The sequence below is a fragment of the Asticcacaulis excentricus CB 48 genome (assembly GCF_000175215.2).
In the GTDB taxonomy this organism is placed as follows: Bacteria; Pseudomonadota; Alphaproteobacteria; order Caulobacterales; family Caulobacteraceae; genus Asticcacaulis; species Asticcacaulis excentricus.
The window spans coordinates 1,168,832-1,185,297 of sequence record NC_014816.1; the positions used below are offsets into that span (position 1 = coordinate 1,168,832).

Below are 16,466 nucleotides of genomic sequence, written 5' to 3' on the forward strand. Positions count from 1 at the left end.
GTTTCCTGTGCGGGGCCTTATCGCTGCAAACCCTTGTAACAATGGTTTGCAGCCCGCGTTTCTGTGGCGCTTAGGACTATGGTCGGTTTGCTCAGGCGACCAGCGCTTCGGCGGCCTTCAAATCAACGCTGACCAACTGCGATACGCCGCGTTCGGCCATGGTCACGCCAAACAGGCGGTCCATGCGCGCCATAGTCACCGGATTGTGGGTGATGGCGATGAAGCGCGTTTGGGTGCGGGTGCGCATTTCATCGAGCAGTCGGCAATAGCGATCGACATTGGCGTCATCGAGCGGCGCATCGACTTCGTCCAGCACGCAGACCGGGGCTGGATTGGCCAGAAACACGCCAAAAATCAACGCCGTTGCGGTCAGGGCCTGTTCACCGCCTGACATCAGGCTCATGGTCGAAAGGCGTTTGCCCGGCGGGCAGGCATAGATTTCCAGCCCGGCCTCAAGCGGATCATCCGATTCGACCAGCCGCAACTCCGCCGAACCGCCCCCAAAAAGGGCGACAAACAGCGTCTTGAAGTGTTCATTGATCACGTCAAACGCCGCTAGCAGGCGTTCGCGGCCTTCGGCGTTCAGTTCGTCGATCCCGTCACGCAGCTTGCCAATGGCCGTGGTCAGGTCGAGCCGTTCGCGGCTGATGCCTTCCAGCCGCTCCTGATACTCTGTCGCCTCTTCTTCGGCGCGCAAATTGACCGCGCCCAGAAGATCGCGCTCCTTCTCCAGGCCTGAGAGTAGGGCTTCGGCCCCGGCCGCGTCCGCTGGCGTAGCGATAGCCTCTTCTTTGAGGCGCTGGCCCAGGGCATCTGGTGTGTCCTGTGTCTGATCGAAAATATGCGCCTCGATCTCGACCTTGCGTGCGGTCGCAGCCTCCAGTCGGGCAAGGGCCCCGGCACGGCGTTCGCGCGCGTGCGCCGCCGCCTGTTCGCGTGCCTTTTCCTCGGCATCGGCCTCGCGTTTGGCGGTTTCGGCCAAGGCGAGCGCATCGCGCGCCTCGGACAGGCGCTTTTCGGCGGCTTTTAGCGAATCAAGCAGACTCAAGCGGCGGGTTTCAAACGTCGCAGGTGCGGCCTCGGCGGTGGCCAGCGCCGCCAGAGTTGTCTCCTGCTCGCGCGTCAGCTTTTCTACGCGGCCGCCTGATTCGCTGTGGCGACGTGTCCAGTCGGTGAGGTCGCGGCTCAGATTGCGTTCGCGCGATTCGCGTTGCTGCCGGTTGCGAGCGTCTTCGTCCAGCGCCGAACGCGCAGCCAGAACGGCCTGACGCCGGCTATTGGCGAGGTTGCGGGCTTCGACCAGCGCGTCGTTCAGGGCGTCCAGCGTTTCCGGCGTCGATTGCGCATCGGCCAGCGCCTCATAGGTGGTCTTGGCCTCACCCAGATCGCCGCGCAGACGTTTGATGCTGCCGTCCAGCGCCTCCATGCGCGTTTCGTACTGAGTCTGGCTACGGCTCAGTTCATCGGCCTGCGCTGTTTTGTAACGCAGATCGCGTTCCAGTTCCGGCAAACGGGCGCGCGCCTGACGCAGTCGGTCTTCGAAGCGGCTTTGCGCGTCGGTGGCGGTTTTCAGTGCCGCCTGTGCGGCCTCGAGCTCCGGCTTGAGCACGTCGATTTCGGTCTCAAGCTCATCGAAGCGGGTGCGTTGGGCCAAACGCACGGCGGCGGGCTTGGGGGCTTTGGCGCGCACAATCAGCCCGTCCCAACGCCACAGATCACCTTCTTTGGACACCAGCCGCGCCCCGACGGGCAGTTGTGTTTGACGCAGGTCGCCCTCTGCCTGATCGACCACGCCGATGGTCGCAAGGCGCAAAGACAGGGCAGATGGGGCACTGACATATTGAGTCAGCGGCGTTACTCCTAGGGAGGTCAGTTCGCTCAGCACGGCCTGCGAGTCAAAATCCTCAGCCCAGAAGGCTAGGGCATCGAGCGCCCCGCGCTTTGACAAGCTGAGATTGAGATCATCGCCCAGGGCCGCCGCCAGCGCGAGTTCATAGCCTTTTTCAGCGCGCACGGCGTCAAGAACCGGGCTTTTGCCCTTGGCGCTATTGGCGTTCAGGATTTGCGCCAGACCGCGCGATTCTGCAGTCAGTCGCCCCAGTCGGTCTTCGAGGTCGCGGGCAGTCTTGCGCGCCTGCGCCTCATTATTGATGATGGCTATCCGCTCGCCTTCCTGCGCTTCGACTTCGGCACGCGCCGCATCCAGCGCCTGTTGCGCGGTATCGGCGGCCTGTCGGGCGATATCAAGCGCCGGCTGATCAAACACGCCTAAAGCCTGTTTTTCGCGCTCGGCCTGATTGGTCTGGGCCAGCAGGCGTTCAAAACGAATCTGCGCCTCCTTCAAGCGCGTTGCCTCCAGCCGTTGCCGTTCGGTGAGGGCAGCCAGTTCGGCGGCCAGTTCCTCGATGCGCTGATCGGCTTCGACGCGCTCGCCCTCGGCCATCAGCACCGCGGCCTTCAGTTCGGGTTCGCGCGACGGGGCCTCTTTGATCTCTTCACGCACGCGCGCCAGCATATCGGTCAGGCGTTCAATCTGGCCCTGACCGTCGCGCGCCAGTTCCAGTTCGCGTGCATGGTCGGCCTGCTGACGACGCAGATCACCTCTCAACCGCTCGATTTCGGCCTGTGCCTGCTGTGCTTCGAGGTCGAGGCGTTCTTTCTCAATGCTCAGGCGGTGATTGACGGTCGCTGCAATGGCCTCTTCTTCGCGCAGCGGCGGTATGGACTCGGCGGCCTTTAAGGCCTGAACCTGAGCGGCGGTCGCCTCACGCGTCGTCTCTTCGACCGCCTGCGACAGCGTCTGCATTTCGCCCGTCGTGGACTGAAACACAACCAGCGCCTCCTGCCATCTGGCATGCAGGATAGCCTTTTGCAGGGCGCGAATTTCAGCGGAAATCTTCTTGTACTTGTCGGCCTGACGCGCCTCGCGTTTCAGACGTGACAGGGCGCTATCCAGTTCGCGCGAAATATCGTCCAGCCGCGCCAGATTGGCCTCGGCGGCGCGCAGCCGCAGCTCGGCCTCGTGACGGCGGGTGTGCAGGCCCGAGACGCCGCCGGCTTCTTCGAGGACGCGGCGACGGTTTTGTGGTTTGGCGGCGATCAACTCGGAAATCTGCCCCTGACGCACAAGTGCGGGAGAGTTGGCCCCGGTCGAGGCATCGGCAAACAGAAGCTGCACATCGCGCGCGCGCACCTCCTTGCCATTGACCTTGTAGGTCGAACCCTGACCGCGATCAATGCGCCGGGCGATATCGAGCACGGGGTGATCAGTGAAGGGCTGAGGGGCAAGGCGGGCTGAATTGTCAATGGTGAGGGTGACTTCGGCCCAGTTGCGCGCCGGGCGTTTGTCTGAACCGGCAAAGATCACATCTTCCATGCCGGCACCGCGCATGGCCTTGGCCGAGGTCGCACCCATCACCCAGCGCAGGGCCTCGAGCAGGTTCGACTTACCGCAGCCATTAGGGCCGACAATACCCGTCAGTCCGGGTTCGATGCGAAATTCAGACGCATCGACGAAAGACTTGAAGCCGGAAAGTTTCAGCCGTTGAAATTGCAAGCTGGGCCCAAAGGAAAGAGCGAATCAGATGAGACGAAAAGGTTAGCGAGCTTTAACGCTTTTGCCTAAAGGCTTCTATTTAAAGCGAGGGCTTCATGTCCCGCAAGGGTGCGATCCCTCTCTGCCTTGCCCTTTTTTCGCCGTCGCGCCAACCTACCACCAGTGGACATGTGGGATCGGGAGGATGATGAAGAACAAAACCCTTTTGATGCTGGCTTTTGTGGCCCTGGCTCCGATCACAGCGTGGGCACAGGTCGACACTAACTGGAGCACGACCGACGTTACGGTGGTTAAACGGTTGCCCGGACCCGCCTTGTGGAAGGTGGTGCGTGACGACAAGGTGGTGTGGATCATTGGCTCTGCACAGATTGAGAGCAAGGCGGGCTGGGATAGCACACGTATCGAGAACATCCTGACCGGGGCCGAAACCCTTTACACGCCGCCGATGGCGAGTGGAGGCGTGTCGCTCATTTTTCGTCTGATGAAGGATAAGGATTTGCCGGGCCGCACGACGCTGAAAGACGTTCTGCCCGAAGGTGAATATGCACGGTTTCAGACGACGGCCCGGCGCTATGGCATCAAAACGAACGATATCGAGAAGGACAAGCCGTTGTGGGCGGGGATGCGTCTATCCATGAAGATCAACCAGAAATACGGCTATTCGTCTTCGGCGGTAGTGGATCGTTTGAGTAAAGCCGCCAAAAAGAAGAAGGTGAAGGTGCGCGCGGTGGCCAGCTATGAAGCCAAGCCATTGCTGAACCAGATTGCGGCCGTTGATGCCGATGAAAGCCGTCGCTGTCTTACCATGAGGCTCGATTCCCTCGATTACGACATCCCCAATATATCCATTGTCACTAGGGCGTGGGCCAATGGCGATGTAGCGCGGCTCAAGCCCATCTTGCGCAACGGTACAAAAGGCGACTGTCTTAAGGGGCTGGGCGCCGACCTGTCGGCACGGGTCAGTGGCGATACGATCGCGGTGATCGAAAAGGCGATGAGTGGTTCGAAGCGTAGCGTGCTGATCCTGCCTATGGGCATGTTAATCAATGACGACCGGCTAGTGAGTGGCTTACGAGCCCGCGGCTATAATGTGCGCGAACCGCTCTGAGTGCGATTATTTTACAGCCTTGATGGCGGCTTCGATGGCGCCGTAGTCGCTTTCGACGCGCTTGCCATTGACGAAGAAGGTCGGGGTGCCTTCGACGCCGTCTCTGTTCATATTGGCTTCCATACGGGCGGATATGGCCTTGAACAGGTCTTCGTTTTTCAGGCAGTTGTCGGCCTCGCTCTGGTTCAGGCCCGCCTTAGCTGCCAAAGAGCGGAAGACCGGTTCGGCTTCGCCCGTCTCATAGATTTTCGACTGAGCGGCGAAGAAGCCGTCGATGACAGTGAAATAGGCCTTAGTGCCGCCCTTCTGTCCCAGCCAGTTGGATTTACCCGCCGCACAATGGCCCAGCATGTAGACCCCAAAGGCCATTTGGGCCGGGTTGGTGGCGACTTCACGATAGACGTATTTCACCTTGCCCGTCTTGATGTAGTCGCGCTCAAATTTCGGCCAGTTGGTCGTGTACCAGTGGGCGCAGTGCGTGCAGGTGACCGAACCGTATTCGACCACGGTCACACGGGCATTGGTTGCGCCCTTGGTCATCTCTTTCAGAGGGGCGACCTTGGCTTTGCCCGCGCTCTGCGCATCGGCAGCGACGCTGAACAGGGCCGTGGCCAATACGGCCAGCAGGAAAACCGCCACAGCCTGCTGCCAGAAGGGCGCGCGGCGGGCACGATCATAAAGGCGACGAACGGTGGCGGTCATGGTGGCTATTCTCTGAAAATTACTTCTTGGCGGCTGGGGCTTTGTCGAGCGCGGCCGTGAAGGCTTCGACGCTGGTATAATCACCTTCGAACTTCTGACCATTGATGATCAGGGTCGGCGTGCCCGTGATATTGTCGGCCTTGGCATATTTTTCCATATTGGTCTGGATGCGTTCCAGACCCTTCGGGTCGTTGACGCACTTGGCGAAGGCTTCATCGGACAGGCCGGCCGAATTGGCCACACGCTTGAGGATGCCCTTGGCGTCGCCCGTGGTGAACAGTTCCTTTTGTGAACGCATGATGGCGTCGATCACTTCGAAATACTTGTCCTTGCCGGCGCAGCGCGCCACCAAGACGCCCGCCGCGGAGACGTCCGCCGGGGGGGTGAGGAATTCGCGGTAGATGTACTTCACCTTGCCGGTGTCGATATATTTGGCCTTCACGGTCGGGAAGACCTTTTCATTGAAGGCGGCGCAGTGGGTGCAGGTCACCGAGGCGTATTCGACAAGGGTGATTGGGGCGTCGGCCTTGCCCAGAACCATGTCGTCGGCCCCGGCATCCGTTTTGCTGCCACCACAGGCGGCGAGGGCGAGTGTACCGAAGGCAGCGGCAGCCATAAGCGCGCCGCGGACGAGGGTGTGACGGGTCAGGTGCATGGATCGGGCCCTTGTATGAGAATCTGGGTCAGGCGTCTTTATGCCTTATCCCGACTTCCTACGGCGAGAGCGTGGCCTTTGGCAAGTTACTTCCTTTGAGCACGGTCCTTGAGCAGCACCGAACGGCCCAGCCGCAGCAGTTCGCGCCTCAGCTTTTCGTCGGCTACGGCCTTCACGCTCTCCTGCAAGGCCAGTTCCTCGGCGGCGCTCAGGGGTTTGGGTGCGGGCGGCGGCACGGGACGCGCGATCTTCTGCACCGGCCCCTGAATGAGGCGAAGACGCTCGACCGTACCGGCGCCGAGGAACAGATTGACGCGATCGAGAATGACGCGGCTCTGATGCTGGATGACCGAGGCAAACGACCCTTCTACGCGCAGATCAAGCGTGCCTCCGGCCCTGGCGCCGGGCCGGGCGCGTATGACCTTCACGGGTTCTGTAATGCGCGCCACCGTATCGCCGACAATCTCCGGCCAGCGGCTTTTGAGTTGGCCCGCCCCGGTGTCATAGGCTTCAAATCGTTCATTGAGTGCCTTCATCATCGGCGCTATCTGTCGATTGACGGGCGGCGTTGGCTTCGGCGCGCGGCGCGTCCGCGTGGTCCGCAGGATACGCACGGCTTCTTCATAGGACGGCAGGTCACGTTTCATGGTAGTGAGTATAGAGCGTACAGATGAAAATGTCTCGTCTGCCCGTCAGAGATTGCTGGGCTGGTACGACCGCAATGCGCGCGTTTTGCCCTGGCGCGAAGGGCCGGGGGCCGCGCTTAAGGCCGATCCCTACCGCGTGTGGATGTCGGAGGTGATGCTGCAGCAGACCACCGTGCCGCACGCCACGCCCTATTTTGAAAAATTCACTGCCCTGTGGCCAAGCGTGGCCGATCTGGCCGCCGCGCCCGATGAGCGGGTGATGGCTGAATGGGCGGGGCTGGGCTATTATTCGCGGGCGCGTAACCTACTCAAATGCGCGCGAGCGGTGGTCAACGAACATGGCGGCGTCTTTCCGGCGGATGAGGCGGCCTTGCTGAAACTGCCGGGGTTCGGCCCCTACACAGCAGCGGCGGTAATGGCCTTTGCGTTCGGAAAAGCCGCCAATGTGGTCGATGGCAATATCGAGCGGGTGATGAGTCGCCTCTATGCCGTCAAAACACCTGTGCCGCAGGCCCGACCTCTGTTGCGCGAACTGGCGGCCCGCTGGGTACGCGAAGACCGCGCGCGGGACTGGCCGCAGGCGCTGATGGACCTGTCGGCCAGTGTCTGTCGCCCTAAATCGGCATCCTGCCTGATCTGTCCGTTGCGTGAGGATTGCGCCGCCTTTGCCGAAGGGCAGCCGGAGGCCTATCCGCGGAAAGCGGCCAAGGCCCCGAAACCGGCACGGCACGGCGTGGCGTTTCTGATCACGTCAGAAGACGGGTTTGTGGTCGAACGTCGCCCAGACAAGGGCTTGCTTGGCGGGATGCTTGGCCTGCCGCATCTGGAATGGCGCGCTGAGGTTTGGGGGGAGGCGGAAATCGTCTTTCCATCAATCCGGCATTGCCGTGACGCGTGGGAAAATCTCGGCACCTACGCGCACGTTTTTACGCACTTCGCGTTGAACCAACAGGTCTGGCGGATCGAGTTGAGTGCAGACGAAATGACAGCGTTCCTGCGTGAGCACAATGCTTACCAGGGTTTGAGTTGGGCGGATGTCAAAACCTTACCAACCGTGTTCGCTAAGGCTTTAAAACTTTAGGCAGGGGAAATGAAAACCGGCGCCTTGCTAGTGGCAATAGTAGTTTACACGGCTGCTGGTGAGCCTGGTTTTGTTCGGGCAGAAAATTTGGTTCTTTTAGACAGGCCTTCGATACCCGATTTGTTCAAAGAGCAGCAAATGCACAGTGATATTGAGGCGACGGGTAAATCATTCGAAGTCGTGTGTGTTATTGGCTCGTCCGGTTATCTGCAAAACTGCATCGCTTTTGACGAGGGGTATCCGGACAAGGCTTATGTGAGAAACGTGCGCGAATATATGCAGACTTGGCGTTATGGTACCCGATCCAAAACCGGTGAAAGCGTTGTGGGTAAAAAAGCCCGATTCCGCTGGCAGTATACGCTGCAATAAAAAATGCCCCGCCTGTGAGGGCGGGGCGAGGGGAGGGTTCACGAGGTACGCTTACTGAAACCGGAGCGGTTATCCCGCGGTATTGCTGCCATTGCCGGGGAGCGTGCACTTTTCAGGCACGCCGGGGTTGGTGGCGGCGATATGGCAGGGCACGGCAGGATTGAGGGCCGTGCGGGCCTTGTTGAGCACCGCAATATAGCCGCGTTTGTTGGTGCAGGCGATTTCCAGCACCACCTGCCCATTGTTTTCAAAGGCGTAGCGGGCGTCGCTGATCACACAGTCGGCCTTGATCGATTTGTGATTGAGGCTCAGGGTTTGCAGGTGCGCTTTGAGCTGATCACGGCTCATATAGGCGCAGTCGGTCTTTTGCACAGCGGCACCGAAGCAGTCGAAGGTTTCGAGTTTGCCCTCCTTGCCCGCATCGGGGATCAGGGCGATCAGGCCGGTTTTCGCTTCCATGCATTTGAATTCAGCCAGGTCGCGATTGGTGACGGTGTCACGGCCGATGCGGCGGAAGTCTTCGATTGTGCATGCAATGCCGGCTGCGCTCAGGGCCTGCGCATAGGCATCCTTAAATTTGGCCTTGGCCTCGTCTTGTTTGGCCTGACCCGCGGCGGCCAGAGCGGCGGCGTCGGTGAACTTGCAGCCGCCGATACTGGCCGCCTTGTCGCAGCCGACCTTGCCCTTGAACTGGGTGTCAAGGTCGGTGACCAGCACAAATCCCGGCTTGCCTTCGCAGCCGACTTCGTAATATTCGGCGTCCTTGGTTGCGCCGACAAAGCGGGCATTGTTAAGCGCGCAGTCTGGCGCATTCTTGCGGACCAGCGCCCCAACGGTTTGCGGCAACAGCTCTGACGTGGTCAGCTCGCACTTCAGCGTGGTGTCAGCGGTTTTCAGACAGTTGAGAAAGCCCACGGACTGATCTGTCGCCTTCCAGGTCGGCACTGTAAAGATGCCGCCAGCGGTGTTTTTACAGCCAATTTCATAGGTTTCGGTATTGGCCTTGGGGTCGGCGCGGATAAAGCGCGCACCCGCAATCTGACAGGTCGGAATCTTCGACTTGGCTGTATCGGTCAGCCAGTAGTGGGTCGCACGATTGCCCCGCAGCCTGCACACCGGACTGCCGGGTGAGGCCTTGGCGATGGCGGCGGCTTCAAGGCAGCCCATTGGATCGCCAAACGGCGCGTTTTTGGCCATGTAGAGGAGGTAGCCGCGTTGGTCCTTGCATGCCACTTCGAAACTATCGATAGCGACCTTTTTACCATCGACGGTCGCTTCTGCGGCGACTGGCACTGAGGCCTCGGTTAAGTCGCACGGCATGCCGAAGGTCTTCACCAGCTTGCTAACCGTTTTGACGTTTTCGGCAGCGGCTTCGGCCGCCAGCATCTCCTTGCGGCTTTGCTGCGCATTGGCAGATGAGGCGATCAGCCCCAAGCCAGCACAGACAGCTAAGGCCACCGCCCAGCGGCGAAGGGTGTGCGTAATCATCCTGACGTTCCCGTGGTTACGGCTTTGTGCCGTTTATTTGTCAGATGATTAAACGCGCGGATAGGCTCAAAATCAAGCAAAAATGATCAATAGTGCAAATTTGATCATCAAAGCAAAAACCCGGCCTTTCGACCGGGTTTTCCTGTGATTGAAAATGGACGATCCCACCTTACGCGGTACGGTCCGGGTGAAGGATCAATGACCCTGCTGACGGATGCGGGCGCGCAGATCGTCGATAGGCTTGAACCCGGCATCGGTCTTGAAGCGCCAGAAGGTCCAGCCATTGCAGGAGGGGGCCTGTTCCAGCATGGCACCGACCTTGTGGATCGAGCCGGTCAGTTCGCCGTGCACCAGCGAGCCGTCGGCGCGGACGCGGGCGGTGCGCTGACCCTTTGGGCAATAAAGGGTGTCGCCGGGTTGCAACAGACCGGCCTCGACCAGCGCGCCGAAGGGAACGCGCGGTTCGGCTTTTTTGGAGCCCATGGTGGCCAGATCGGACTCATTGGCGCGTTGCACGCGGGCAATGCGCTCACGGGCGTGCTTGGCATAGGTTTCATCGCGCTCGATGCCGATGAAGTGTCGGCCCAGACGCTTGGCGGCCGCACCGGTAGTGCCGGTGCCGAAGAAGGGATCAAGCACCACGTGGCCGGGTTTTGAGCAGGCCAGAAGGACGCGATAAAGCAAGCTTTCGGGCTTCTGAGTCGGGTGAACCTTGTTGCCGTCTTCGTCTTTCAGGCGTTCTTCACCCGTGCACAGCGGAATGGCCCAGTCCGAGCGCATCTGCGTGTCTTCGTTAAAGGCCTTGAGGGCGTCGTAGTTGAATGTGTAGCGCTTTTGACCCTTCGCCTTTGTGGCCCAGATCAGGGTTTCGTGAGCATTGGTGAAGCGTGTGCCCTTAAAATTGGGCATGGGGTTGGCCTTACGCCAGATGACGTCGTTCATCACCCAAAAACCCAGGTCCTGAAGCGCGACGCCCAGCCGGAAGACGTTGTGATAGGAGCCGATGACCCAGATGGCGCCGTCGTCCTTAAGCACGCGCTGACATTCGCGCATCCATTCGCGGGTGAAGCGGTCATAGGCTTCGAAGCTGGCGAACTGATCCCATTCGTCGTCCACCGCATCGACCTTGGAATTGTCCGGGCGGTGCAGGTCCCCCCCCAGTTGCAGGTTATAGGGAGGGTCAGCGAAGACCAGATCGACCGATTTATCCGGCAGGGATTTCAGTATGTCCACGCACTCACCGACATGGATGGTGTCCAGCTCCAGCGCGGTGCGCTGCACGATGGCTTTTTGCGGCATGTGGCGTGTCATGGCTTAACCCCGGATCATGGCGGCCCGCTTCTGTGGACCGGTAAGAAGAGACAGGTTAGAATCCGGTGGGGTTAATAAAAAGTTACAACTTGACTCACGGCGAATCGGACGAGTCCAATTTGATTCAATTTTCTGGGGGTGAGTCTTTTGGGGCTCAGTTTTGGATTCGTTTTGTTCCCTTAGGCGTCTACAGCGGCCGTTTCAGCGACAGGGGACAGGACCGAGCGAACCGTGGCCCAACTCATCCGATGGATAGGGGAGGGGCCGTGCAGGCGTATCGCGGCGATGTGGGCTTCGGCCTGATAGCCCTTGTGCGATTTGAAGCCATAGATGGGATAGAGGGCGTCCATCTCGATCATGATGCGGTCGCGCGCCGTCTTGGCGAGGATAGAAGCGGCCGCGATGGACAGAGATTTGTCGTCGCCCTTGACCACCGCTGTGGCGGGTATGGCTAGCGGCGGGCAGCGATTGCCGTCGATCAGCGCGTGGATAGGTTGGGGGCTGAGGGCTTCGACGGCGTGGGTCATACCCATCATTGTCGCCCTAAGGATATTGTGGCAGTCGATATCGGCAGCGGAAATCTCGATCACCGACCAAGCCAAAGCCGCGGCCTTAATGTCAGGCTCCAGCGCAAATCGTTGCTTTTCGCTGAGCTTTTTGGAGTCGGCTATGCCGGGCGGAATGCGCGCCGGATCAAGGATGACGGCGGCCACGCACAAGGGCCCGGCGCAGGGGCCGCGTCCGGCCTCATCGACCCCACAGACCAGACCGTCAAACTGAGACTCAAAGGTAAAATCGGGCATGGATGGCTCAATACCCGATTCCGCTATCTGTGACGAGAGTCGCTGAGAACCGCTCAGGCGAAGGTCTGGGCCACATCGGCCGTAACGCCGCGCCCCTTGGGATCAGGGCCGAAGCGATTGGCACCGGGCGTGCCGTCAAGGACGTTAAAGACGAACAACACAACGGAACCAACGAAGGTTGGCAGCCATACCATAAGAAAGCCGCTGCCTATCAAGCTGAAAACCGCCTGCGGATTGTTCTCGTACTTGTCGGTAAACAGGCTGGCGAGGTGTCCGCCTTGGGTTACCAGAAACAGAACGAGCCCGACCACAAAGGCTGCGATGGGCAGGATCAACCACCATCCCGTGCGGTTGGTATCATGCAGACGGCGCACACCGACGGCCAGATTGGGCACAAGCAGGGCGAGGGAGATTACATTGCCGACTTGCCCTAGCACCATGAAAGTGGGGTTGAACATGAAATTCGACGGATCGGTCTGCGCGCTGATGGTGCTGAAGGACTGAAACATCAGCGCCATGACGATACTGTTGAGCACCGAAAAGAAAAGGAATTGCACAAGCCAGAATAACCAGAACTCCTGACGTCGCGCGCGCCCATTAAAATCGGCATACTTGGTGAGCGGTCGAAATGCTATTGGTACAGCCATGGATTTTTCCCCCGTGCGTGTGACTTAGAAGGTTGACGCAACACTTTCGGTAACCCCCCGCCCCTTGGGGTCCGGGCCAAAGCGGTTGGCGTTGGGCGTACCATCCTGCACATGGAACCACAGCGTCACCAGGCTGGCCAGCCAGGTGGGTAGAAGCACATAAAGCGCGATGGGCGCCATGGAGCTGTAAACCGCCATACTGGCCTGCGCATCGCCCGATTCTAGGCTCGAAGGATCAAGGTTCTGGAAGTTCTGCCCCATCTGGGCCACGGCCTCACTGGCGAACACAAGGGTGAGGATCAGCGACACGATCATGACCGCCGGATAGAACAGAATCCACAGGCCTGTGCGGTTGGTATCATGGAATCGACGCACACCCACGGCTATAGATGGGATGAGCACGCCGAGCCCAAAAATCAGGGCCAGACCCGCTGCAAGGCCTGCGACCAACCCGCCCGTCATCTGTACGATGTTCAAGAAGAGGCTGACCACCACCTGAAACAGGTAAAACAGCCAGTATTCCGAGCGACGAGCGCGGCCCTGAAAGTCGAAATAGCGCTTCAGCGGTTGAAACATCAGATCGAAACTGAACATGGGTGTCCCTTTGGCCGTGAGTGATACCTGACGATAACCGCAGCCGGACGGACTGGCAAATGAAACCCGTGTCAGGTTTCAGCCGATTTGAGGTGCGGGGCCAGCCAGTCGGGGACGGCGAGGGTGACCGCGTCACCTGCACATGTCAGATCACCGTCCAACCGGTCCAGCCGCATCAGGGCTAGCGACTTGCCGTTAGCTGAGGCCAAAATCTCCCCGGCGCGACGCTCGCCCAACAGGACTTCGCTGCCGAAGGCAAAGGTACCGTTATGGCTCAAGGGGATAAGGCGGTTCTTGATGGTGCCGCGCCGCTTCATACGTGACGTAGTTTCCTGACCCACAAAGCAGCCTTTCTTAAAGTCTATGGCCGCTATCAGGTCCATATTGATGTCGATCGGGTAGAGATAGTCTTTGGGGAAGTCGAGCCCCGGTTCGGCCACTCCCTGCGTCAGACGAAACTCTGTGTAGGTCGTGAAGCCTCCCATTGCTTCAAACGTCCCGTAGGCGCGATAAAGCCCCGGTGCGCGGGGGTCGGGCAATCCCTCAGAGAAAGAGGCATAGACCTTCGCCTCGGGTTTTGACAGGGTGACCTTTGCCCGCAACTTGAACATATTCAGCCGGGTGAACAGTTCGTCGCGTACCCCGGCATCGACATCTATCCAGACAGTATCCGAATCCCGTGGACAGATGAACACATCGGCGCTCAGCTTACCTTGTGGGGTCAGGAACGCGCCATAATATAAGTGCCTGTTCTCTCCGGCAGCGACGGCGTCGAAGATGTTTTCCAGGTCAATAGACGTCTGGCCATTGAGGAACTTTCCCCAGTCGGGACCACTCAGGGCGATCAGGGCACGGTGCGGCAGGGCAATAAGGTTGGTCATGTTTGCTGTGAGCTATAGATTCGGGATAGGGTATGTAGCATGAGCCGTTCGTTTCCGATCCTGATCGTCGCGCTTGAGGAACCGAAAAGGGCCCTGGCTCTAGGTGGGGTTCTGGCGCGCCTGCTGCAAGAAGTACCGAACGCTGCCGTGACTCTGATCACGCGCAGCGACAGCGCCGCCCTATTTGCCGATTTCAGCCATATCGAGGTGATTATTCCTTTTGACGGGGAGGTTGTCTCAATGGCGGGGCTGAAGCTTTGGTGGCAGCTGCGGCAGCGTGAATGGGGCCTGTTGCTGGATACGAGACCGACTCTTTGGTCGCGGTTTCTCACGGCTAAGACCCGTGCCGTAGCGCAGGATCACCACCCAGAGGTACACCCGGTGATTAAAGTGTCGCGTCTGCTGAAGCTCGAAAAGCCCGAACTGCCGTGGCTGCACGTGGCCGAAGCGCGGGCTGTGGGGGCAGAGTTCTTTCTCGATGACACACCCGGTGAGGAGGGGCCTTTGCTGGCTATCGCTCCCGGCGCGCGCTGGCAGGGCGCGCAATGGCCGGCGGAGCGCTTTTCGGTGTTGGCGACGCGCCTGATGAACGAAGATGGCCCGCTGAGAGGCGCGCGTTTGTTGATACTGGGGCACGAGAGCGACCGCGAAGCCGCAACAGCGTTGCGCATGGCCGCGCCCAAAGCCCGCGTGATTGAACTAACGGGTAAGCTCGATCCGCTGACCGCCTATGCCTGCCTGCGTCAGGCCGATGTGTTTATCGGAAATGATGATATCTGGCTGCATCTGGCGGCGGCCGCCAATGTTCTGAGTTTCGGGCTCTATGGACCCTCAGATGATCGGGTTGAGGCCCCGCTGGGCAATAATGTGCATATTCTGCGCACGCCGCGGCATTTCGAAGAAATTCGAGCTCAGGACCCGAATCTCGATCAGGCACTGTGTCATATGCTCGACCTCAGCGTAAACCGGGTGTATGAGGCCGTTCAGACCACATTGACGGCGTCTCGCTAGGCTCCCCGTCTCCACTGAGGGAGAGGGCTGGGGTAAGGTGGAGCCGTTGTTTCCCCCTCATCCGGCCTTTCAGGCCACCTTCGCCCGCAAGGGAGAAGAGAAACGGAGACGCCCCATGCCGACCTATGATCTTATCATCCGCAACGCTGACATCATCAACCACGCCGGGCGCGGTCAGGGCGATATCGGCATCACCGCCGGCAAGTTTGTGGCCTTTGGCAATCTCTCGCAGGCCTCGGCAGGCGAAGTGTTCGACGCGACAGGGCTTCTGGCCATGCCGGGTGTCATCGACACGCAGGTGCACTTCCGCGAGCCGGGGCTGGAGTGGAAGGAGGACCTAGAAACCGGTTCGCAGGCCGCGGTCATGGGTGGGGTCGTAGCCGTGTTTGAAATGCCGAACACCAATCCCAACACCACCGATCCGGTGACCTTTGAGGACAAGCTGAAGCGCGCGCATCACCGTATGCACTGCGACCACGCTTTTTATGTCGGTGGCACGCACGAAAACGCCGCCTATTTGGGCGAGCTTGAGCGTATGAAGGGCTGCTGCGGCGTTAAGGTGTTCATGGGAGCTTCGACCGGCAGCCTGCTGATCGCCGATGACGAGGGGGTGGCGAAGGTGCTGGCCAGCGTCAACCGGCGCGCCACCTTCCATTCCGAGGATGAATACCGTCTGGCCGAGCGCCGCGCTCTGGCGCGCGAAGGCGACTGGACCAGCCATGACTTCGTGCGCGACGCCCAGTCGGCCATTCAGTCCACCCATCGTCTTGTGCGTCTGGCGCGCGAGGCGGGCAAGCGTATTCACGTCCTGCACGTCACCACCGCCGAAGAGATTGAATTCCTGTCGCACAATAAGGACATAGCCACGGTCGAGATCACGCCGCAGCACCTGACCCTGGTGGGACCCGAAGCCTATCAGCGCTTGAAGGGCTATGCCCAGATGAACCCGCCGATCCGCGACCAGTATCACGTCGATGGCCTGTGGCGCGGCATCAGCGACGGCGTCGCTGATGTATTGGGCTCTGACCACGCGCCGCACACGGTCGAAGAGAAGCAAAAGCCTTATCCGGCCTCGCCGTCGGGAATGCCCGGCGTGCAGACCCTGCTGCCCGTCATGTTGACCCACGTTGCAAATGGCAAGCTGTCGCTGGAGCGCCTGGTGGACCTGACCTCGGCCGGGGCGCAGCGCGTCTTTGGCGTGGCAGGCAAGGGGCGGATGGCCGAAGGTTATGATGCCGACGTGACGCTGGTCGATCTGAACCAAAAGCGGATCATCACCCACGATCAGATGCGATCGCGCTGCGGCTGGACGCCGTTTGACGGCTTCGAAGCCCATGGCTGGCCCAAGGCTACCATTATCCGCGGCAAGGTGGTCATGCGCGATGACGAGATCGTCCTACCCTCGCAAGGCGAGGCCTGCCGTTTCATGGAGATACTGTAAATCGCCATCCTTGGCCGACGAATACACAGTCTGCCCTCGTAGGTGCGTTTGCACCTTAGGCGTTAACCGGCGATTATTCGGCGAGAGGCTGACAATTTTTCGCATGGACGTCCACAAGATGCAAAAAAGCCCCGCCGAGTAATCGGCGGGGCTTTTCGTTAGGCGGTATACC

Annotated in this window: 15 protein-coding genes; 5 read left to right on the top strand and 10 right to left on the bottom strand. The window is 60.0% G+C overall.

What is annotated here, in order from left to right:
* Nucleotides 1-91: 91 nt before the first annotated feature.
* Complete coding sequence (smc, locus tag ASTEX_RS05540) at nucleotides 92-3,556, bottom strand: chromosome segregation protein SMC (protein WP_013478626.1); 3,465 nt, start codon at nucleotides 3,554-3,556, stop codon at nucleotides 92-94.
* A 184-nt stretch (nucleotides 3,557-3,740) separates the two neighbouring features.
* Here smc and ASTEX_RS05545 point away from each other — a divergent pair, with 184 nt between their 5' ends.
* Nucleotides 3,741-4,664 carry a TraB/GumN family protein gene (locus tag ASTEX_RS05545; protein ID WP_013478627.1) on the top strand — a complete coding sequence of 308 codons (924 nt, stop codon included), beginning with the start codon at nucleotides 3,741-3,743 and terminating at the stop codon, nucleotides 4,662-4,664.
* Nucleotides 4,665-4,670: 6 nt separating this feature from the next.
* On the opposite strand, the gene ASTEX_RS05550 is transcribed toward ASTEX_RS05545, so the two are convergent.
* The 3 genes from ASTEX_RS05550 to ASTEX_RS05560 all read right to left on the bottom strand — a co-directional run bounded on the left by ASTEX_RS05550 (nucleotide 4,671) and on the right by ASTEX_RS05560 (nucleotide 6,668).
* Nucleotides 4,671-5,366: a thioredoxin domain-containing protein gene (locus ASTEX_RS05550; RefSeq protein ID WP_013478628.1), complete on the bottom strand. Its 696-nt coding sequence runs from the start codon at nucleotides 5,364-5,366 to the stop codon at nucleotides 4,671-4,673.
* A 19-nt stretch (nucleotides 5,367-5,385) separates the two neighbouring features.
* Entirely contained in the window at nucleotides 5,386-6,021 is a 636-nt protein-coding gene (locus ASTEX_RS05555) for a DsbA family protein (protein WP_013478629.1), read from the bottom strand.
* 86 nt (nucleotides 6,022-6,107) lie between these two features.
* Nucleotides 6,108-6,668 carry a DUF721 domain-containing protein gene (locus ASTEX_RS05560; protein ID WP_041658546.1) on the bottom strand — a complete coding sequence of 187 codons (561 nt, stop codon included), beginning with the start codon at nucleotides 6,666-6,668 and terminating at the stop codon, nucleotides 6,108-6,110.
* Here ASTEX_RS05560 and mutY point away from each other — a divergent pair.
* Both mutY and ASTEX_RS20260 read left to right on the top strand, forming a co-directional pair.
* On the top strand, nucleotides 6,667-7,749 hold the full coding sequence (gene mutY / locus ASTEX_RS05565; protein WP_013478631.1) for an A/G-specific adenine glycosylase: 1,083 nt from the start codon (nucleotides 6,667-6,669) through the stop codon (nucleotides 7,747-7,749). The two genes, ASTEX_RS05560 and mutY, sit on opposite strands and share 2 nt — an antisense overlap.
* Before the next feature lie 9 nt (nucleotides 7,750-7,758).
* A complete protein-coding gene (locus tag ASTEX_RS20260; protein ID WP_013478632.1) occupies nucleotides 7,759-8,118 on the top strand; it encodes a hypothetical protein in 360 nt (119 codons plus the stop codon).
* A gap of 69 nt (nucleotides 8,119-8,187) precedes the next feature.
* Here the strand turns inward: ASTEX_RS20260 and ASTEX_RS05575 are convergent, their stop codons facing one another.
* The 6 genes from ASTEX_RS05575 to ygfZ all read right to left on the bottom strand — a co-directional run bounded on the left by ASTEX_RS05575 (nucleotide 8,188) and on the right by ygfZ (nucleotide 13,842).
* The gene (locus ASTEX_RS05575; RefSeq protein WP_013478633.1) at nucleotides 8,188-9,606 is read right to left on the bottom strand and encodes a hypothetical protein; all 1,419 of its coding nucleotides are present in this window, start codon (nucleotides 9,604-9,606) and stop codon (nucleotides 8,188-8,190) included.
* Nucleotides 9,607-9,801: 195 nt separating this feature from the next.
* Nucleotides 9,802-10,917, bottom strand: a complete 1,116-nt coding sequence (locus tag ASTEX_RS05580; protein WP_013478634.1) for a site-specific DNA-methyltransferase — start codon at nucleotides 10,915-10,917, stop codon at nucleotides 9,802-9,804.
* Between the two features lie 179 nt (nucleotides 10,918-11,096).
* On the bottom strand, nucleotides 11,097-11,720 hold the full coding sequence (locus ASTEX_RS05585) for a ribonuclease HII (RefSeq protein ID WP_013478635.1): 624 nt from the start codon (nucleotides 11,718-11,720) through the stop codon (nucleotides 11,097-11,099).
* Between the two features lie 53 nt (nucleotides 11,721-11,773).
* On the bottom strand, nucleotides 11,774-12,367 hold the full coding sequence (locus tag ASTEX_RS19230; RefSeq protein WP_013478636.1) for a DUF805 domain-containing protein: 594 nt from the start codon (nucleotides 12,365-12,367) through the stop codon (nucleotides 11,774-11,776).
* Between the two features lie 24 nt (nucleotides 12,368-12,391).
* Nucleotides 12,392-12,961 carry a DUF805 domain-containing protein gene (locus ASTEX_RS19235; RefSeq protein WP_013478637.1) on the bottom strand — a complete coding sequence of 190 codons (570 nt, stop codon included), beginning with the start codon at nucleotides 12,959-12,961 and terminating at the stop codon, nucleotides 12,392-12,394.
* Between the two features lie 71 nt (nucleotides 12,962-13,032).
* The gene (ygfZ, locus tag ASTEX_RS05600) at nucleotides 13,033-13,842 is read right to left on the bottom strand and encodes a CAF17-like 4Fe-4S cluster assembly/insertion protein YgfZ (protein ID WP_013478638.1); all 810 of its coding nucleotides are present in this window, start codon (nucleotides 13,840-13,842) and stop codon (nucleotides 13,033-13,035) included.
* 39 nt (nucleotides 13,843-13,881) lie between these two features.
* Here ygfZ and ASTEX_RS05605 point away from each other — a divergent pair, with 39 nt between their 5' ends.
* Nucleotides 13,882-14,853 carry a glycosyltransferase family 9 protein gene (locus ASTEX_RS05605; protein WP_013478639.1) on the top strand — a complete coding sequence of 324 codons (972 nt, stop codon included), beginning with the start codon at nucleotides 13,882-13,884 and terminating at the stop codon, nucleotides 14,851-14,853.
* Between the two features lie 115 nt (nucleotides 14,854-14,968).
* Complete coding sequence (locus tag ASTEX_RS05610) at nucleotides 14,969-16,294, top strand: dihydroorotase (protein WP_013478640.1); 1,326 nt, start codon at nucleotides 14,969-14,971, stop codon at nucleotides 16,292-16,294.
* The last annotated feature ends 172 nt before the right edge of the window (nucleotides 16,295-16,466 follow it).